The following is a 19,412-nucleotide window of genomic DNA, read 5'->3' on the forward strand; positions in this document are numbered from 1 at the left end:
GACCATGGGACGACAGCAGTCGACAACGGGGTGTTGAGACGGATGGACGATGGAACGAGCGACGGGGCTGCCGGGCCGACGCGGCGTGATCTGCTCGCCACGCTCGGCGCGGCAAGCCCGGCAGCAATAGCGGGCTGTTCGGCAGCGTTCGAAACGGAATCGCAGTCGACGCTCCGCATCGGAACGCTCCGCCCGCCGATCACGCTCGATCCGATCACCGCGCACTCGATCGGCTCTGAACAGGCGATTGGACGCGTGTTCGACGGCCTCTACGAGTACAGCGAGGGAACCGACATCGTGCCCGCGATCGCCGCTGGCGACCCACAGGTCGAATCCGACGGTGACGGCCGGACGGTCGTCGTCGAACTCGAGGAGAACGCGCGATTCCAGAACGGCCGCGCGGTGGTCGCCGACGACGTGGTCTACTCGTTTACCGCGCCGCTCGAAGAGGATGCGCCGACGGCGTGGCGGGTCAGCCCGTTCGAGTCGGTCACGGCCGTCGACGAGCGCACGGTTCGCTTCTCGCTCGCAGCCCCGTATCCGGCGCTCGAGGACGCGCTCACCCTCCCGATCGTCCCCTGGCAGGAGCGAGAAGCCGACCGAGAAGCGTTCGCCACCGACCCGGTCGGCGCTGGCCCGTTCGAGGTGGCGTCGTTCAGCGAGGAAAAGAAGACGACGCTGCGCCGCTGGGACGACTACTGGGGCGAGCCGACACCCGCGATCGATCGGCTCACGCTGGCGTACGTCGAGTTCCCGATAACACAACTGACGAGCCTCCGGACGAATCACAACCAGGCGATCGAACCGGTGTCGCCGCTGACCGTCGACCACGTCGAGGAGGTGACGAACGCGTCGGTGAAACGCCGGCAGGGCTACACCTGGTTTTACTTCGGGTTCAATCTGAACCAGGGGCCCACGACCGACCGGCGGGTGCGAGAGGCGATCAGCTACTGCATCGACCTCGAGCAAGCCGTCGCCGAGTTCGTCGAGCCGATGGGACAGCGCCAGTACGGCCCGCTGCCGCCGCAGGTCGCTCGCGACTGGAACATGCCGACCGACGAGTGGAAAGCACTCGCGAATCCGAAAGACACCGACCGGGCCACCCAGCTGTTCAGCGAGACAGCCGTGGTACCAGAGCAGCTTCGCATCTTGACGTCGATGGACCCGAAACACAAAGAGCTCGGCGAGGCGCTGGCCGGCGGCCTGCGGGACGCCGGTCGCGGCGCGCTCGTCATCTCGAAGCCCGAATCCGCCTTCCTCGAGACGTACGTCTCCGGCTCCGAACGCGATTACTCGGTGTTCGTCGGCGAGGTCAGCGGCACGCCCGATCCGGATTCGCACCTCTATCCGACGTTCCACGAAAACATGGCCGGCCTGACGAACGGGACCTTTTATCGCGAAGACGCAGTCATGGAGCGACTCGCGTCGGCGCGCCACACGCGAAAGCGTGAGCAACGACGACGCCGTTATGAGGCTGCGATCACACGGTTGCTCGAGGATCGGGTCTGTCTACCGATCTGCTCGTTCGAGAATAGTTTTGCCGTGGCCGCGGACGTCGAGCAGTTCCGTGTCCATCCGATCGCACAGGTTAATCCGAGACTCGCGGCGGGAGAGACCGTCGTGACGATGGGAGGTGACGCATGAGCGAGAACGATGGCGGCGGCTTCGGTGTCCCAACGGCCATCGCGCTGGGCGTCGGCGGCATCGTCGGCGGGGGCATCTACGCGGCGATCGGCATCGTCATCGCCGCCGCGGGGATCTTGACGTGGTTCGCCTACAGTCTCGCGACGGTCGTCGTCCTCTGCTGTGCGTATTCGTATATCAAGTTGAACAAGGCGACGGATATCAACGGTGGATCGGTGTCGTACATCGAGAGCCTGACTGGCCGATCGACGATCGCCGGCGTGGTCGGCTGGACGCTCGTTGTCGGATACGTTGGGACGATGGCAATGTACGCCTACGCGTTCGGGATGTATGGCCAGATGCTCATTGGCTACGAATACGTCTGGGGGTTGCCGATCCGCCAGTTCATCTCGGTCGGTATCGTCGCCGTCTTCATCGGACTGAACCTGCTTGGGGCAGGCTCGTCCGTGGCAGTCGAACGCTACCTCGTCTTCGTTCAGGCCGGAATCATCGCTGCCTTCGGCCTGATCGGCCTGTGGTTCGGCGCGGCGAACTATCAACTACGGCCTGGCTTCACGGAACTCGGGTTCAATCCGATCATCGCCGCCTCGGTCGGCTTCGTCTCGTTCGAGGGCTGGCAGCTGCTGTTCTACGATCAAGAACAGTTCGACGATCCGGACGAGACGCTCGCGAAGGGCGTGTTCATCTCGATCCCGATCGCGGCGGCCATCTACATCCTCGTCGGGTTCGTGATCACGACGCTGTTGCCCGAGGAAGTGATCGCCGCCCAGCCCGAGCCAGCGCTGCTCTACGGCGCGCTCGCGATCTCGAAATGGGCCGCGCTCGCGATCGGGGTCGCCGGCCTCGTCTCGACGGCGAGCGCCATCAACTCGACGATGTTCAGCGAGGCGCTGTTCGCGAAGAACCTGATCAGCGACGACATCCTCCCCGATGAGATGGGCGACACGGACGTCGACGCCGCTCCGGCACGGACCGTGATCGTCATCGGTACCCTGACAGCCGCGTTCACCGCCTTCGGGAGCCTCGAGGCCGTCGTGGAGTTCGCCTCGCTGGCGTTCATCGTCGTCTTCGGCACGATGTGCGCGCTCGCGCTGACGGTTCGCGACGCGGATGAGGTCGACGTCAATCCCGTCCCGCCGCTGGTCGGGGTCGTCGGCTCGGCCGCGTTCTTCGTCATGCTGACGTGGTATCTCTACTCACAGCTCCCTGCCGTCTTCTGGCTGGTCGTCGTCATCGCGGCGGTGGTCTTCACGGTCGAAGCACTGTATTTCAAACGCCAGCAACTCTCCGAAGGCGTTCGACAGGTGGAAAAACGAGTCTGACCTACGCCTTTGCCTGCCAGGTCCGGACGCGATCGGCGCTGACGCCGTCGACGTCCTCGGCGACCGCGTCGGGGTCTGCCGCGGTCAGATCATCGAGATCTTCGATCCCTGCGTCGGCGAGTTTCTCGACGGTTTTAGCACCGATTCCCTCGATCGCCTCGAGATCCGAGCCCGACTCGCTCTCGCGGGCCTGGAACTCCTGGTAGTTACAGATCGGACAGCCGAGTTCCCAGGGCTCGTCGCCGCTGTGAACGACGAGCTCGGGCAGGTCGTGTTCGTCGCAGTACTCGTCGGTGACTTCGATATCGCCACGCCGAGGCAGCGGCAGCGAGTACTCACAGTCGGGATAGCGCGTACAGCCGACGAGCCGGGAGCCGCTCTGGAGCGTTTTGATCGCCAGTTCGCCGCCTTCGTCTCGCGACGACTCCGTCGTCGCGCTGTCCTCACCGCATTCCGGACAATCGCCGATAATCGGGCCTTCACCGGCGTCTTCGGCCTTACAGAGCGGACAGCCGTGGACGAACGTCTGTCGTCCCGCGAGCATCTTGACGTGGTGAAGTTCGTGTTCGTCACAGGTCTCCTCCATGATCAGCGGCTTGCCCGTCGAGGGCAGCGGCAGCGTAAACTCACAGTCGGGATAGCCGTCACAACCGACGAAATACGAGCCGTGGCGGCTCCGGCGCACGAGCAGGTCCTCGCCACACTCGGGACACGGTCCCAGTCGCTTGTCGTCTTTCAGAGACTTGCGAAGCTGGTCGCCGATCTCGTCGCGTGACTCCGCGAGATTGGCGAAGATTTCCTCGAGCATCTCCCGCGATTCGTCGGTGACGTCATCGAGGGTCGCCTCGCCGCTCGCGATGGCGTCCATGTCTGCCTCGAGTTGGGCGGTCATCTCCTCACTGACGACGCGGTCGGCGTAGTCCTCGGCAGCCTCGACGACGGCCATCGCGAGCCGCGTTGGGCGCGGTGGATCGCTCTCGACGTAGCCACGGTCGTACAGTTTCTCTAAGATGTCGTGACGGGTCGATTTCGTCCCGATCCCCAGGTCCTCCATGGTCTCGATGAGCCGCGACTGGCCGTATCGACGCGGCGGCTGGGTCTCCTTAGCCTCGAGTTCGACGTCCGAAAGCGACAGTTCCTCGCCCTCGTCGACGTCGGGGACGTAGTTCTCGCTCGTGCTGAAGTAGGGGTAGACGTCGTGGTAGCCGGGCTCGACGAGGTGCTTGCCGTTTGCTTTGAGCCGGTAGTTGTCGACCTCGGCGACGACCTTGAGGTGTTCCCAGACCGCGGCCTCGGCAACGGTCGCAAAGAACCGGCGGACGACGAGTTCGAAGATCTCCCACTCGTCGTCGGAGATGTCGCCACGGGATGGAATCTCGCCGGTCGGATGGATCGGCGGGTGGTCGGTCGTCTCCTCGTCACCCTCTGTCGGGGTGATTTCGTCGGCCTCGAGCAGCGATTCGGCCGACTCGCCTAACGTGTTGTGGCCGACGAAGTCGTCGAGCAGTTCCTCGGGATCGAGATCGTCGGGGTAAACGGTGTTGTCGGTCCGCGGATAGGTGATGTAGCCGGCAGTGTAGAGGTCCTCGGCGATCGACATCGCCCGTTTGGCCGAGTAGCCGAGCGAACTGGCCGCGCGGATGAACTGGGTCGTGTTGAACGGTGTCGGCGGCGTGTCGGTCCGCGTTCGCCGGTTGACGTCGACCACCGTCGCGGCGTCGCGCTCGGCGAGCGTTTCGTAGACCTCGTCGGCGACGGCTTCCTCCCAGACGCGTTCGGCCTCGTTGTCGTCCTCGTCGCGGTAGAAGTACTGGGCTTCGAAGCTCGTCTCGTCTTTTTGGAGGTCAGCGAAGAGCTCCCAGTAGTCCTCCGGATCGAAGGCCTCGATCTCGCGCTCGCGGTCGACGATCAGCTTGAGCGTCGGCGACTGCACCCGGCCGACCGAGATGAAGTCCTCGCCGAGTTGGCCTGCCGACAGGGAGAGAAACCGCGTGAGTGCGGCCCCCCAGATCAGGTCGATGATCTGACGGGCCTCGCCGGCAGCCGCCAGATCGAAGTCGAGGTCGTCGGGTTCGTCGAACGCCCCCTGGACCTCGTTTTCCGTGATCGAGGAGAACCGAACTCGGCGAATGGGGACGTCCTCGTCGACGTTTCGGACGATGTCGTAGGCTTCCTTGCCAATCAGCTCCCCTTCGCGGTCGTAGTCCGTCGCGATCGTCACGCGTTCAGCGCGACGGGCCAACAGCCGTAGCGTCGCCACGATGTTCTCTTTCGTCGGTGTCTTCTCGACGCTCGCGTCGATCAACTCGACGGGCTCGACGTCGCGCCAGTCGGAGTACTCCGGCGGGAAGTCCACGCCGACGACGTGGCCCGACAGCCCCACGCAGCGCTTGCCGCCCCACTCGTAGACGTTGACCCCGTTCTCGCGACTCGAGTCGTAGGTGCCCCCACTCAGGATGTCGGCGATCCGGCGGGCTGCGTTGTCCTTCTCGGTGATTATCAGTTCCACCGCGGATCACCTCCGGGTCCTCGAGCGCCCGGCCGCCGTCGTCGCGGACGAGTATCGGTCATCGTCGCTCGGTACGATTGAGCGTTTGATAACGCTTTCGCCAAAACCGGGCGACAGCGCGGGTGTGCGTGCGCTACGCGTCGCGCGAGCGCGTGCGTCGACGATCACGAATGGGTGCGCTGCCGAGGGCCCCTCGACAGCAGTAGCTCGTCCCGACAGCGCCTGCTTGTTGTATGGTACCGACCATCTTATTTCCGCTCAGAGCGTACGCTCTCCTGCGTGTAAACGCGGAGAAATATATCATGGAGAAAAACGTAGGCGGATTCGATCGTACCTGGCGGCTCGTCGGCGGCGCACTCCTGGCGATTATCGGTGTGGCTGCGCTGGTTGGTGTCGTTTCGATCGGCACCATCGTGCCGGCCCTGCTGGTCGTCCTCGGCGTCGTGTTTTTCGCTACCGGCGTCCTTCAGAAATGCGTCCTCAATCGGCTGGTTGGACTCGACACCTACCGCGGTGAGGAGGCGGAGACCGACCGGATGGACGAGGTGTCCGCGGACCGGCCGAGCTAACCGGCCGGCTCGAGGGTCGATCGGTCGAAATCGATCGACAACAATTCTTTTGTGTGTGGTTCTCACACTAATTCGTCTTTCAAGCAATAGCTACGACAGTTTTATTACCACTAGATCATACCACCTAGTTGTATGGGCAAATTCGAGCAGTTCAGTCAAGTTGGTGAAGCGGACGTCACGCGTGCGATCGGACAGGAGTGGACCGAGGAGTTCATGGACTTCTCGGACTCGGACGTTATCATCGTCGGCGGCGGCCCCTCGGGGCTGACCGCGGCGAAAGAACTCTCCGAGCGCGGTGTCCAGACGATGGTCGTCGAGAAGAACAACTACCTCGGCGGCGGCTTCTGGCTCGGTGGCTTCCTGATGAACAAGGTGACGGTCCGCGATCCCGCCCAACAGATCCTCGAGGACCTCGAGGTGGATTACAAGCAGGCACAGGACAGCGAAGGGCTGTACGTCGCGAACGGACCCGAGGCCTGTTCGGGCCTGATCAAGGCTGCCTGCGACGCGGGCGCGAAGATGCAGAACATGACCGAGTTCACGGACATCGTCATCCGCGAGGACCACAAGGTCTCGGGGATCGTCATGAACTGGACGCCGGTCCACGCCCTGCCCCGCGAGATCACCTGCGTCGATCCGATCGCCGTCGAGGCCGACTTGGTCATCGACGCGACCGGCCACGACGCGATGGCGGTCACGAAGCTCGACGAGCGCGGCGTCCTCGATGCACCCGGTATTCAGGACGCCCGCGACCGCGGTCAGGTCATGGATCAGACCGAAGACGACACCTACGGCGCACCCGGCCACGACTCGCCCGGCCACGACTCGATGTGGGTCGGCAAAAGCGAGGACGCCGTCGTCGAACACACCGGCCTCGTCCACGAAGGCCTCATCGCGACCGGGATGGCAACCGCAACGACCTACGGCCTCCCGCGGATGGGGCCGACCTTCGGTGCCATGCTCGTCTCGGGCAAGCGTGCCGCCCAGGTCGCCTTAGACGAACTCGAGGTCGACGCCGACCCCGTCGAACTGACCTCGCGAGCCGCACCGGCCGACGACTAACCACGCTTTCCCCATCCGATGGTCGAACAAATCATCTGCTATCGCGCCCCGACAACCGTCGCCACTGTCGATGCAATCGCCGACTGGCTGGACACGCGGATCGACGCCGACGTGAGCGTGCGCGATCGCTTCCTCGATGTCCACCGCACCGAGGACCTCGCCGAGCGCTTCGCCGAGGCGCGGGTCCCCTCACCCTACGACCGCGAGACGGGCAACACGATGCTCGGGACGATCCGCTACGAGGAACGCGCCCTCGAGCATCCCGAACGGGAAGGCGGGGTCCTCTACGACGGGGTCCAGATCCAGCGGGCGCTCAACGCCACGCTCCCCGCCGCAGAACGGGGCCTCGAGACGCTACACGTCCCGCTCCTCGATCGGGCCATCGGGACGTGGGGCGACCACGACGGCCGCTGGCACAAGCGCGTGACCGTCCTCGGCCAGCCGGCGCTGGTGTCGGTGCCCGGGCTCTACGAGGCCCCCGCAAAGCCCGAGGAATATTACAAGGAAAAGCAGCGCCACGCCCTGCTGTCGGGTGATACGCCACCGCGGGAAGTTCTCGAGAATCAAGTCGAGGGCGACTTCCTGGTTGAGGACGACCCGCGGACGACCGACGCACTGTGTGGGTACGTTCTGGCGGCGTACCACTACCTCGAGACCGGCGAGGCGTTTTGCGACCGGGAGGGCTGTCGCCTGTTCGACGCCCACTACCACGAGGACCTGATCGACGCCCAGTTGCGCGAGCCCGCCTTCTGTAGCGAGCACGCGCGACTGTACGCGGACTGAGCAGTCTCGAGGACGGTTCCGGGACCGGTGCGTATTTTCGTCGCAGCCGCGTTCGAACCTGTATAATGAGCGAGAAATTCACCGTCGAGATTCCGGTCCAGTATCGCGATCTCGACCCGCAAGGACACGTCAACAACGCCGTCTACGCGAGCTACCTCGAGACCGCCCGTGTCGACTATCTGGAGGAGGTGCTCGAGGTTGCAGCGGAAGACATCTCGTTCGTCGTCGCAACCCTCGAGATCGAATACAAGCGCCCGATCACGAAGGGTGACGATCCCACAGTCGCGCTCTGGATATCCCAGCTCGGCGAGTCCAGTTGCACTATGGAATACGAGATCCGCGTCGATGGGACGGTCGCCGCGACCGCCGACACGACGATGGTCCACATCGATCCCAACACGGGACGGCCGTCGCCACTCCCTGACGAGGTTCGAGCGCGAATGGAGCCGTTCGAAAACGTCGATCCATCGGCGTAACGCTCTCAGGCCGGTCGCCCGAGCCGGCCACCAGTCAGTCGAACGACGCCGAAGACGTGCGTTTCGTCTGCGACGGCGGCCGCCCGCTCGCGGAGTCGGGTATGTGCGGCGTCGATCTTTTGCTCGAGCCGTCGGTGTGGCTCGTCCTCGTAGCGAAGCTGTGTCGTTGGGGGTGTCGAAAGGACGACGATCGCCCGAAAGACGGCGTTGACCGGCGGGGCATACCACTCGCTGCTCGGTGCAGCGTTGGCGAGCACGACGGTCCCATCGGGACCGACCAGGTAACACCAGTCGTCGACCGCACTGGCTGGCTCCGCGAGCATCCCCACGACGAACGTCGCGAGCACGGCGTCGATCTCGTCCGGTGCGTCTGCCGCGAGCGGTGGTTGCGTCGCGTCGCCCTGTAAGACGTGGACGTTGTCATAGTCCGCAGTCGCTGCTTGTGCCCGCTCGAGGACGGGTCGGGTGAAATCGATCCCGATCACGGTCCCCTCGGAGCCGACCCGTTCGCGGAGATCGGGGAGGTTGGCTCCCGTGCCACAGCCCATTTCGACGACGGTATCGCCGGGCTCGAGCTGACAGGCGGCGGCTGCTCGTCGGCGGAGCTGTGCAATTCCGGGCGTTCGCCGCGCGATCAGATCGTAGAGTCGTGCCCAGCGGCCGTAGAACGCCTGTGATTCCGTCGCCATCGTGGAGCGTCAGACCAGCGATCGAATCGCGTCCGCGACCGACTCCGCGTCGGTGCCGAGGACGTAGATCAGCGGCTCGATTCCCATCCCGCCGGTCTGGTAGAGCACCGTCGCCGCTGGCTCGTCTTCGATCGCCGCGCCCACGCTCGAGGCGATGTCGTCGGATTCGTCGAACTCGGCTGCGACGTGGCCCTGTGCGGCCAGTTCGTCGATCAGTTCCGGATCGTAGGTGATGTTGATGCCCGCCGACACGTCCGCGCCGTGGCGACGTGCGGCCAGCAACACGTTCGCGACGTGTTCTGAGACGCCGAATTCGGGATCTGCGGGGACGGTCGCCCGCCCTTTCACGTCGAAGATCCGACCCGGCACGCCCGCGACGTCGTCGACGTCGTCGGCGTCGGGCGTACAGGCGACGAGGTTTGCGCCGACTGCGGGGATGAGCGCGGTAAAGCCACTCGCCGTCTCGAGGATGCGCAGCCCGCGCCGGAGCGACGAGAGCACTCGCTCGCTGGTTCGCAGGTCGCTTTCGGGATCGTGGACGCGGAAGCTCGCGCCGTGGTCGGCCAGTTCCGGAACGGCCTCCTCGTGAAGTTGGGCAAGGAGGTCGCCGCCAGCCTCGAGGTCGCGGATCAACACCTCGAGCTCGATCAGGGCCTGGACTGGGGAGATCTCTTCGGCGGCCAGCCCCGTTCCGAGTTGTTCGACGAGGTTTTGGACGCGGTCGTCGGTGGCGATGCGATCGTTGACGGTCACGTCGCCGTGGGCGTACTTCGAGACGGCGCTCTGGCTGATCCCGAGGACGTCGGCGACCTCGCTCTGGGTGAAGCCCCGATCACGCAGGTCGCCGGCCAGCAGCGACCGGACGGTCGGGAGAAACTCGTCCACGACGATTTCTTCGACGAATTGCATTCGTTGCTCGAGAGTACGGGCGGCTGACGTGAGAAGTTGTTGGTCCGCTAGGGCGCGAGTCCGACTGGGCTCAGACAGGTGGCACGAGTATCGCCGCGAACTCGTAGTCGAAGACGTGATTGAGCATTGCGTAGGTAACGACGCCGAGAACGAGACTCAGGATCCATGCGCCGGCGGCGATCCGGCCGATTCTGGCGTGGGACGTCTGTCTGAGCTCGGCTGGCGTATGGCTCAGCCCGAGGACCAGCGCGTAGAGGACGACCGGCACCGAGACGATCGAGAGGATGATGTGGATCGCCAGCATGACGAGGTAGGCGTAGTAGACGTTCTGGGGGCCGACGAACTCCTTCGTGCCGCCGCCGCCGACCTTGAGCAGATAGACGACCAGGAACCCGAGGATCAACACGAAGCCAGTGACCATCGCCAAGCGATGTTTCTCGACCTCGCCGGCGCGGATCCAGTACCAACCCAGCGTCAGCACTACCGTCGCGGTCGTGTTGATTCCCGCGATGATATGGGAGAGCAGATTCACCTGCGCGTTCGTCAGGTCGGGATAGATCGGCACGTCGAGTAGGAACGTTCCGAGCACCAGCGTGTAGCCGACGATCGTCAGGAGGATCGTGACGCCCATCGGCTGCTCCCGGAGGCGTCGTCTCGCATCAGCGGTTGCCATTATCGGACGTTGGGAGCACCGCCGTATCATGCTTGCTGTTCGCTGCGAGCCCAGCCTGGATCGACGGTGCTGTGGCTCTCGAGTCTCGAGTCGCCGCCGCGGACGCCGTCGTCACCGACGAATCACGTTTTCGGAGTCACCACCCCAGAACGTCAGTAATCGACAGTATCGTCGGGTCAATCTGCGGGTTCGGTCGATTCATCGAGCGCCACCGTTCCATCGTGGCCGACAGTGACGTGGTAGCCACAGAACGGAAACGAGACCGTTCCGGCCGGTCTGGTTGCGCCGCTCGCCCGCTCGGCAAAGAGCGCGTCGAGCGCTTCCGGATCGACGACTGCATGAAGCGATTCGTACCGCGGCGGTGTGAGTTCGACTGACGCTATCCCTTCCGCGTCGGCGACCGTCTCGATCACTGCCCGACTCGGCGACTTCGCTGGCTGTTCGTTACTGCTATCGCCACCCTCCACCATGGTATTTGGCCCTTTCAAACCCGGTTGAATAAAAACTGTCATTTGCGATTTCGATCGCGTCACTCGGCTCAGAATCGAGGAGCAGAGTCACATGGCCGTCGTCTTCGTGGCGATCCGACTATAGGGGAATGGCCACGAGAGCCGGCGGCTGATACTACTGGACAGCAGTCAGTACGACGCTGGTCGCGAATTTGCGGCCGTCCCCGCAGGTGAGGCCGCATACATGCGACCGGCGTCACGTCGTTCTGTCCTGCAGTGTGATTATTCGATATTGATCGCCGGTTTGCCCGGCCGCGCTTTCGCTGCCAGCTCGTCGTCTTCGGCCGCCCGACGGACGGTGGCGGTCGCTCCGAACTCGTCGGTGACGAGCCAGGTCGCCTGTTCGAGGACCTCGAGTTCGCGGGCAGGTCCGAGCAACTGGCCGGACTCCGCGCCGTCCTCGCGGCCGACCAGTTGCCCGACGAACGCACCGACGGTCTCGCGGTCGGCGGTAACGTCGTCGGCCGCAAGCACCTGCTCGATGATGGCGTCAGTATCGCCGGTGTCGGCAGCCGCCTCGTCGACCAGTTCGGCGGCCCGGTATTTCCACTCGCGAGCGCAGACCAGTTCGATGCGCTCGGGCTCGTCGATCGCGGCGACGTCGACGATGTCCCGGACGTCCTCGAGGGTGCGTTCGACGAGTTGTCGCTCGAGCTGGTAGGCCGATCGATCGCCCGCGGGCTCGGGCCAGTCGGCTTCGACGACTAGCCCGTCACCCCGGAGTTTGTTCCAGAGTTCTTCTCCAAGGTGGGGGGCCATCGGGGCGATCAGCGCGGCCAGCGTCAACAGGCCGCGTCGGTAGACCTCGTCGTGTGGCTGGTCGTACGCGCGGTAGCGCCGAAGCAGGCGTGCGAGTTCCTGGATCTCGGTGGCGGCGCGGTGGAACCGGAACCGCTCGTACTCCTCGGTCACGGCGGCGATCGTCCGGTCGATCTCCCGGTCGACGTACTCGTCGTGGTCGCGACGTTCGACGCGGGTGTCGCCCTCCTCGACGAAGTCGGTCGCCATCCCGTAGAGCGTCTGCTGGAGGTCGTAGGCCCCGCGGACGTTGTTGGCGGTCCACTCGAAGTCCTGTTCGGGGTGGGCCGCCGAGAGGACGAACAGCCGCGTCGTCTCCGCGCCGTACTCCTCGGGCGCGACGACGTTGCCCTTCGAACTGGACATCTTCTCGCCGTCGTACAGCACCGTCCCCTGACTTCGGAGTTCCTCGATCGGCTCGCGGTGCTCGAGCAAGCCCAGATCGGCCAGCGCCTTAGTGAAAAAGCGCGTATAGAGCAGATGGAGGATGGCGTGTTCCTCGCCGCCGACGTAGACGTCGACGGGGAGCCACTCGTTTGCGATGTCGGCGTCGAACGGTGCATCCGCCAGCTCGGGCGAGAGGAATCGCAGGAAGTACCACGAGGAGTCGACGAAAGTGTCCATCGTGTCCGTCTCATGCTCGGCCGGGCCGCCGCAGTCGGGACACGTCGTCTCTTTCCACTCCTCGGCGGCGTCCAGTGGGTTCCCCGTGGTCCGGACGAACTCGGGGAGTTCGACCGGCAACTCTTCTTCGGGCACGAGGACCGGCCCACAGTCGTCGCAGTGGACGACCGGGATCGGCGTCCCCCAGTAGCGCTGGCGGGAGATCAGCCAGTCGCGCAGCCGGTAGGTGACGTCCTCGGCGAGCGCGTCGTGGTCTTCGACGAGTCGCTCGCGGGCCTCCTCGCTGTTGAGGCCGTCGTACTCGCCGCTGTTCTCGAGGGTGCCCTCACCGGTGTAGGGACCCGGTTCGTCGCCGTCGCTACCGTCGCCCTCGGGGACGACCACGCGCTCGATCGGCAGGTCGTGCTCGAGCGCGAACGCGTGGTCGCGCTCGTTGTGGCCGGGGACGCCCATCACGGCCCCGGTGCCGACGTCCTCTAACACGTAGCCAGCGACGTAGACGGGGAGGTCGTCGCCGGTCAGCGGATGGGTCGCGGTCGCGTCGGTTTCGATGCCCGAAAAGCCGACTTCGTCGGGAGCCTGCTCGCGGACGGTCTCGACGTAGTCGGCTACGTCGTCGTCCGCCTCGGCCAGCGTCCGCGCTAGATCGTGGCCCGGCGAGACCGCGAGGGAGGTCGCACCGTAGATCGTCTCCGGGCGGGTGCTGAAGACATCGACGGGCTCGGTGTCGCTACCGTCGGCATCGTGGGACACATCGAACGTGATCCGTGTCCCCTCCTGGCGGCCGATCCAGTTGCGCTGGATCTCGCGGACGCCGTCGGGCCAGCCCTCGAGGTCGTCGAGGCCCTCGTACAGTTCTTCGGCGTAGTCGGTGATCGAGAAAAACCACTGATCGAGTTCCCGGCGGCCGACGGGGGTCTCACAGCGCCAGCAGACGCGAGTGCCGTCGCGCTCTTCGACCTGTGCGTCGGCGAGTACCGTCTCACAGTCGGGACACCAGTTGACCGTCGCGGCCTCGTAATCGACGAGCCCGTCTTCGTAGAACTGCTCGAACAGCCACTGGTTCCACCGGTAGTAGTCGGGCTCACAGGTGGTGATCTCCCGGGACCAGTCGTAGCCAAAGCCCATCGTCTCGAGTTCCTCGCGCATGCGTCGGATACAGGCCTGGGTCCAGGACTCGGGGTCTGTCTTGCGCTCGAACGCAGCGTTCTCGGCGGGAAGGCCGAATGCGTCCCATCCCATCGGGTGGAGGACATCGTCGCCCTGCATCCGCCGGTAGCGCGCGTAGGCGTCCGTGATCGCGTAATTGCGGACGTGCCCCATGTGGAGCGTCCCCGACGTGTAGGGAAACATCCCGAGGACGTAGGTCGGATCCTCGGCGTCATCGTCGAGCGCGTAGACGTCGTCGCGCTCCCAGACGTACTGCCAAAACTCCTGTACCTGCGCGTGATCGTAATGACTCGTCATTATCGGGAGATCCGTTGACTTCCACTCGGTGGGCCGGCTATATCATTGTTCGGCCACATGTGACGGTAGTGTTCAGATAAGCTGATTCCATGCGAAGCTGAACGATCTGAGCCAGTCGTCGGCAGTTTCTGCTTCGGCATTGCTAAAGCAGTTTGAGAAACAGAAGGTTCGTCGTTTTATCTCTCGAAAGACACGTTCAACAGCATTCCGATTCCCATGTTTCTCGTATCTGAAATCGAAGCCGTGACGCTGACATGCATCTTGTAACGAATGCGATCCATCAACGAGAAACACGGCGTCGGAGACGTCGTGTTTCTCGGAGAGTTCCGTAAGAAACGAATGAGCAAGAACCTTCGTTGTTGTCGGCTCAAGCTTTGTATGGAGCAATTCGCTTGTCTTGGGATCGACTGCGGCGTACAGCCAATACTGCTCATTATTCAGTTGGATCACAGTCTCGTCAACCGCAACGTGATCCGGACACCGATCAGATTCGGGCTGTAGATCGGCCTTGTGAACCCAATTGTGAACGGTGGACCGAGCGCGTTCGACACCGAATATCTCAAGAATAGAGACAGTATTCGAAAGCGAGAGTCCCGCGAGATGCAGCTGAATACTGAGCTTCATCAGCAATCGCGGTGTCGCTTCTCGTTCAACAAACTCTAAGTTGATCTCGTCTAAACAACCATTGAGGCGGTCGTTTTCGGGCATAGATCACTCAGAAAACGAACCGCCTCATCCTTCATCCTTATCTGAACACCGCCCATGTGACGGTCGCCTCGAGCGTCACGGGCGTCACGGGCGGCGCCGGTCCCGTGCTACGCGTCGGCCGAATCCGGCCGGACGTCTTTCACCGATGGTATCATAGGGCATGACATGGCCTCGACTGCACTCGTCACCGGCTGCTCGTCCGGTATCGGCTACGAAACGGCCCACGCGCTGCTGGCCGACGGCTGGCACGTCTACGCAACCGCGCGCGACCGCGACCGGGACGGCCTCGAGAATCTGGCCGATCGCGGTGCCGAACTCGCGGCACTTGACCTGACCGAACCCGCGGACATCGAGCGTGTCGTCGCTCGCGTCCGCGACGAAGCCGGCGGCGTCGACTGCCTGATCAACAACGCGGGCTATGGCCAGTTCGGGCCGGTCGAAGACGTATCGACGGACCGACTCGAGCGCCAGTTCGCCGTCCACTGCTTCGGCCCGCATCGGTTAATACGGGCAGTGTTGCCGGACATGCGCGAACGTGGTCGTGGCCGGATCGTCAACGTCACCAGCGCTGCGGATCGGCTCGCGCTGGCCGGGATCGGCGGCTACACCGCCTCGAAGTGGGCGCTCGCGAGTCTGAGCGACGCGCTCCGCCAGGAACTGGTCGGCTCGGACGTCGAGGTCGTGGTCGTCCAGCCCGGACTCGTCGCGACGCCGTTTTACGATCGCGCCCTGAGTGAACTCGATGCGGCGGCCGCGGCCGCACGATCGCCGGCCCAGGTCGACGGTGACGCGACGGCTGCAGTCGCAGACGACGACGTGACCGTCGTCAGACCGACGCAGTACACCGACCTCTATCGCGTCCTCCAGCAGGTTCGCGCCGTCGAGGGCGGCGGTCGTCTCATCAACGACCCCGACGACGTCGCCGAGACGATTCTAACGGCCGCGACGGTGCCCGATCCCGATACCCACTACCGCGTCGGTCCACTTCCCCTGCTCGGCTCGCTGTACGGTACGCTTGTGCCGGCGACACTTCGAGACCAGCTCACAAAACTCGGCATTCGACTAGCTGCGAGCGAACCAGTCTTAGACGTACTCGAGCGACGGACCCCCGAGACGGGGGCGGAGCCGTATCCACGGCGGTGACGGTGACTCACGTTTGTGCGGCCGTTCCGCTGGGGACCTCGCGGCCGCCGGTGTAGGCGATGTACGCCGACAGCCCTGCGGCGACCAGGCCCGAGAGGACGTTACTCCAGATCAGCGCGGTGGACGCGGCCTCGAGGCCGCTCATGGCGAACTCGCCGCCGAGGGCCCACTGGGAGACGAAGATCCACAGCGCCAGCAGGGCGACGAGCGACATCACGCCAGTACTGGTGGCGTAGCCGTTAGCGAGCCGGTAGTAGTTGTAGCCGGCCAGCAGGAAGATCCCGCCGCCGACCAGCAGGTTGTTCCACAGCATGGACGCCGCCGGTCCGTAGACGAACGGCGAGACGGCGATCCACAGCCCGATCAGAGAGACGAATCCGCTCAGCCATTTCTCACCGTCCGAGCCACGCTGCCGGGCAGTCGATTCACCGGTCGTCGGGTCGTTGGTCGTGGACTCGCTCATAGTCGGCGCTACCGCAAGCGTGCGGAAAAAACGTGTCGACCGTTCTAGTCAGGCCGTGAGACTCCGGTTCGGTAACCGTGTCATCCGTGCCCGCTCAATGAGTGATGAGGGCCTTCCAAACAGGTGTTATAACTCGTCAATCAGTGGCTGGTGGCGATCAGGATGATCGGATAAGCAGGTTTTACCTCGGGCTGGCTCGATCGCGAAATCAAATACGGCCCACTCGGAACCCAGAGACGGCTGGACCGCGGTGTAAACGGCCCTCGAGACGTGGATTCCAATAGACACTTCTACTGCTTCTCTGTCCCATTATGCATGGGTGCTTCGGACCTGTATGATCCGGACCGAATCTCTCCGCTCGCATGGCGACTGCTCAGAGTTGCAGCCGGATACGACCAACGAGCAGTCGAACGGGAGGTGGACGAACTCATGCAGGCACATATCTCGATGCTCGAGAGTGGGAACCGGTCGTTGTCACACGCACGGCGAACGACGCTGCTGGAACTCTACAGCGCCGAGCTCACTGACGAGCAGGTACAGGCGATCGCCGATCACTTCTAAGTGAGACGTTCACAACGGGAATCACCTATAGTGATACATTCACGAAGAGTAAGCCTTAATAACGATAATGATAATCGCCGTCTGTATCAATGATACACGGACTGTTGGGTGGTTCACACAGGCGAATAGTACAATTTCTCCTTGCAGGGATCGGGATGGCGGCGATCGCAGCCGCACCCACTCCGACGGGGCTCTCGGTCGCGGGCCAGTACGCGATCGCGACGATGTTCTTCGCCGGCTTCCTCTGGGTGACCGGGACGCTTCCACTTGCGGTCACCGCACTGACGATTCCAGTTTTACTGACTGGCACCGGCATCTACACCTCCATGGACGCCGCACTCGCGGGGTTCGCGGACCACATCGTCTTCCTGTTCCTCGCTGGCTTTATGCTCGCGAACGGAATTCAAAAGTACGATATCGATCGACGGATCGCGCTATATACCATCGCCAAGATGGGCAGTTCGCCGCGACGGCTGGTCCTCGCGATCATGATCGTGACTGCCGTCCTGTCGATGTGGGTCTCGAACACGGCAACGGCCGCGATGATGACGCCGATCGCGGTCGGGATTCTTACTCAGGTGCTCGACCGGGACGACCTCGCGTCGTCACAGGAGTCGGCGGCCGATGCCGACGTGGCCGACGCCGACGCAGTCCCCGACGGCGGCGCCGTCGGCTCGACGGCTGACTTCACGAACATCCAGATCTCGATGCTGCTGGGGACCGCCTACGCCGCGAGCGTCGGTGGTGTCGGAACGATCATCGGCACGCCGCCGAACGCGATCCTCGTCGGTCAGCTCAACGCTATTCTGGACTACGAGATCGGGTTCGCCGAGTGGTTCCTCGTCGGCTTCCCGGTCGTCGTCGTGACACTCCCGCTGATCTGGTTCCTCCTGACGTACGTGCTCTATCCACCGGAGATCCCGCAGGTCGATCAGGCGCGCTCGATCGCCCGGGAACAGCTCGAGGCCGAAGGCGAACTCGACCCGCGTGGCAAGCGCGTGGCGATGATCTTCGCGGCGACGGCGGGTCTCTGGATGCTCGGCGGGCTCGGCAATCTCTTCGAGCCGTTCCTCTCGGATACCTGGATGACGACCCTGTTCGGCGGCGAGGAGGGCATGACGGTCTTCGGTACCGAAGGACATCAGGGCCTGCTCTACTACGTGATGGTCGGCGTCGCCGCGGTGCCGGCGCTCGTCCTGGCCGACACGATGGAGTGGGACGAACTGGTCGACATCGACTGGGGAACGCTGTTGCTGTTCGGCGGCGGGATCTCGCTTGCGAACGCGCTGGCGGACACGGGCGCGACGGAGTGGATCGCCGAGACGGTGTTCGGCGGACTCGTCGGTGCACCGATCGTCCTCGTCATCGGTGCGGTCGTCCTGCTGGTTATCTTCCTGACTGAAATGACGTCGAACTCCGCGACGACCAGCATCATCGTTCCCATCCTGATCAGTCTGGGCAGCGTCTTCTCGGCCACGCTCGGGCTGACCGACTTCTCGACTGCACTCTTCCTGTCGGTCTCCGGTGCGATCGCCGCAAGCTTCGCGTTCGCGCTCCCGGTTGCGACACCGCCGAACGCCATCGTGTTCGGCAGCGGTTACATCAAACAGCGTCACATGCTCCGGACAGGACTCATCCTGAACGCGATCATGACCGTCATCCTGACGGGGCTCATCTGGCTGCTGTTCACCTTCGTCTGGCCACGCCTGCTGTGGTAAACGACGACTGAGCTTCGTACACAGTCGTTTCTGCTGACTCGTGGTGGTTTCGAGCCGCTACCGTCGTTTCGGTGTCTCCTCGACGGACACCTGTCGGCCTCGGTCGGCGCTCACTTCGGTTGTCGTTGTGGAAACCCAGCGGGCAGTATGCCAGTCGATCGCCTCGAGGGACAACAGCGCGCTCGTCCGGACCACGAGAGTTCGACCGGACTAGCGGACGCTCGACACCTGTCAGGGATAGCGACAGCGGATCGGAACAGTCGGCCAAAGCGATCGCTCCGAACAGCTATTATATCGAAATACGTACGGTAACATGTATGAACCGTCGAACAATCCTCACAGCGACAGGAGGGATGTCGACGTTGTTCGTAACGGGCTGTCTGGGTGGGAGCGGTCCGGTTGGCGAAGAGACCACCGACGTGTCGATGGAGGATGAGCAGTTCGATCCACGGAACGTCCACGCTGACACGGATGCGACGATCACGTGGACCAACGAGGGCGAGACGCGCCATACGGTCACGGCAGCCTCGGACAACTGGGAGAAAGACAGCGAGGTCCCCGACGGCGCAGAGACGACCCACACGTTTGGAGAAAGTGGGGTGTACGACGTGTATTGCAGCATCCACGGCGACGCCGAGCTTTCGGGGATGAGTATGAAGGTGAGCATCGGTGACGCCACCATCGAGAATCCACTCGGCGATGGCAGCGACGCTGATGGGGGTGGCTACTACTGATACTGCCGGACAGAACGACGTATTGACTGCTGTCCAGTAGTATGAGAGCGG

Annotated in this window: 18 protein-coding genes; 10 read left to right on the forward strand and 8 right to left on the reverse strand. The window is 63.8% G+C overall.

The window, feature by feature from the left end:
* Nucleotides 1-42: 42 nt before the first annotated feature.
* Entirely contained in the window at nt 43-1,644 is a 1,602-nt protein-coding gene (locus E2L06_RS04260) for an ABC transporter substrate-binding protein (RefSeq protein WP_138778915.1), read from the forward strand.
* On the forward strand, nt 1,641-2,966 hold the full coding sequence (locus E2L06_RS04265) for an APC family permease (protein ID WP_138778917.1): 1,326 nt from the start codon (nt 1,641-1,643) through the stop codon (nt 2,964-2,966). Before E2L06_RS04260 ends, E2L06_RS04265 begins: the two co-directional genes overlap by 4 nt.
* 1 nt (nt 2,967) lies before the next feature.
* Here the strand turns inward: E2L06_RS04265 and E2L06_RS04270 are convergent, their stop codons facing one another.
* Complete coding sequence (locus tag E2L06_RS04270) at nt 2,968-5,475, reverse strand: DNA topoisomerase I (protein WP_138778919.1); 2,508 nt, start codon at nt 5,473-5,475, stop codon at nt 2,968-2,970.
* A gap of 302 nt (nt 5,476-5,777) precedes the next feature.
* Between E2L06_RS04270 and E2L06_RS04275 the strand changes: the two genes are divergently transcribed.
* The 4 genes from E2L06_RS04275 (at nt 5,778) to E2L06_RS04290 (ending at nt 8,365) form a co-directional block, all read left to right on the forward strand.
* On the forward strand, nt 5,778-6,044 hold the full coding sequence (locus tag E2L06_RS04275) for a DUF2892 domain-containing protein (protein WP_138778921.1): 267 nt from the start codon (nt 5,778-5,780) through the stop codon (nt 6,042-6,044).
* 132 nt (nt 6,045-6,176) lie between these two features.
* A complete protein-coding gene (locus E2L06_RS04280) occupies nt 6,177-7,106 on the forward strand; it encodes a sulfide-dependent adenosine diphosphate thiazole synthase (RefSeq protein ID WP_138778923.1) in 930 nt (309 codons plus the stop codon).
* A gap of 18 nt (nt 7,107-7,124) precedes the next feature.
* Nucleotides 7,125-7,889, forward strand: a complete 765-nt coding sequence (locus tag E2L06_RS04285) for a DUF7001 family protein (protein WP_138778925.1) — start codon at nt 7,125-7,127, stop codon at nt 7,887-7,889.
* A 65-nt stretch (nt 7,890-7,954) separates the two neighbouring features.
* The gene (locus E2L06_RS04290; RefSeq protein ID WP_138778927.1) at nt 7,955-8,365 is read left to right on the forward strand and encodes a thioesterase family protein; all 411 of its coding nucleotides are present in this window, start codon (nt 7,955-7,957) and stop codon (nt 8,363-8,365) included.
* A gap of 5 nt (nt 8,366-8,370) precedes the next feature.
* Here the strand turns inward: E2L06_RS04290 and E2L06_RS04295 are convergent, their stop codons facing one another.
* The 6 genes from E2L06_RS04295 to E2L06_RS04320 all read right to left on the reverse strand — a co-directional run bounded on the left by E2L06_RS04295 (nt 8,371) and on the right by E2L06_RS04320 (nt 14,742).
* Complete coding sequence (locus tag E2L06_RS04295) at nt 8,371-9,054, reverse strand: class I SAM-dependent methyltransferase (protein ID WP_138778929.1); 684 nt, start codon at nt 9,052-9,054, stop codon at nt 8,371-8,373.
* Between the two features lie 9 nt (nt 9,055-9,063).
* Entirely contained in the window at nt 9,064-9,963 is a 900-nt protein-coding gene (locus E2L06_RS04300) for a thiamine-phosphate synthase family protein (RefSeq protein WP_138778931.1), read from the reverse strand.
* A gap of 70 nt (nt 9,964-10,033) precedes the next feature.
* A complete protein-coding gene (locus tag E2L06_RS04305) occupies nt 10,034-10,636 on the reverse strand; it encodes a DUF420 domain-containing protein (RefSeq protein ID WP_138778933.1) in 603 nt (200 codons plus the stop codon).
* A gap of 176 nt (nt 10,637-10,812) precedes the next feature.
* The gene (locus E2L06_RS04310; RefSeq protein ID WP_138778935.1) at nt 10,813-11,106 is read right to left on the reverse strand and encodes a HalOD1 output domain-containing protein; all 294 of its coding nucleotides are present in this window, start codon (nt 11,104-11,106) and stop codon (nt 10,813-10,815) included.
* A 261-nt stretch (nt 11,107-11,367) separates the two neighbouring features.
* On the reverse strand, nt 11,368-14,034 hold the full coding sequence (gene leuS, locus E2L06_RS04315) for a leucine--tRNA ligase (protein WP_138778937.1): 2,667 nt from the start codon (nt 14,032-14,034) through the stop codon (nt 11,368-11,370).
* 72 nt (nt 14,035-14,106) lie between these two features.
* Nucleotides 14,107-14,742: an IS6 family transposase gene (locus tag E2L06_RS04320; RefSeq protein WP_138778939.1), complete on the reverse strand. Its 636-nt coding sequence runs from the start codon at nt 14,740-14,742 to the stop codon at nt 14,107-14,109.
* Nucleotides 14,743-14,907: 165 nt separating this feature from the next.
* On the opposite strand from E2L06_RS04320, the gene E2L06_RS04325 reads away from it, so the two are divergent.
* Complete coding sequence (locus tag E2L06_RS04325; RefSeq protein ID WP_138778940.1) at nt 14,908-15,885, forward strand: SDR family oxidoreductase; 978 nt, start codon at nt 14,908-14,910, stop codon at nt 15,883-15,885.
* A gap of 7 nt (nt 15,886-15,892) precedes the next feature.
* Here the strand turns inward: E2L06_RS04325 and E2L06_RS04330 are convergent, their stop codons facing one another.
* Entirely contained in the window at nt 15,893-16,348 is a 456-nt protein-coding gene (locus tag E2L06_RS04330) for an SPW repeat protein (protein WP_138778943.1), read from the reverse strand.
* Between the two features lie 315 nt (nt 16,349-16,663).
* Here E2L06_RS04330 and E2L06_RS04335 point away from each other — a divergent pair, with 315 nt between their 5' ends.
* The 3 genes from E2L06_RS04335 (at nt 16,664) to E2L06_RS04345 (ending at nt 19,361) form a co-directional block, all read left to right on the forward strand.
* Nucleotides 16,664-16,909, forward strand: coding sequence for a hypothetical protein (locus tag E2L06_RS04335; RefSeq protein ID WP_138778945.1), 246 nt, complete (start codon nt 16,664-16,666; stop codon nt 16,907-16,909).
* 89 nt (nt 16,910-16,998) lie between these two features.
* On the forward strand, nt 16,999-18,627 hold the full coding sequence (locus E2L06_RS04340; protein ID WP_138778947.1) for an SLC13 family permease: 1,629 nt from the start codon (nt 16,999-17,001) through the stop codon (nt 18,625-18,627).
* Nucleotides 18,628-18,944: 317 nt separating this feature from the next.
* Entirely contained in the window at nt 18,945-19,361 is a 417-nt protein-coding gene (locus E2L06_RS04345) for a cupredoxin domain-containing protein (RefSeq protein WP_138778949.1), read from the forward strand.
* The last annotated feature ends 51 nt before the right edge of the window (nt 19,362-19,412 follow it).

The organism is Haloterrigena sp. H1 (genome assembly GCF_005938085.1).
GTDB lineage: Archaea > Halobacteriota > Halobacteria > Halobacteriales > Natrialbaceae > Natrinema.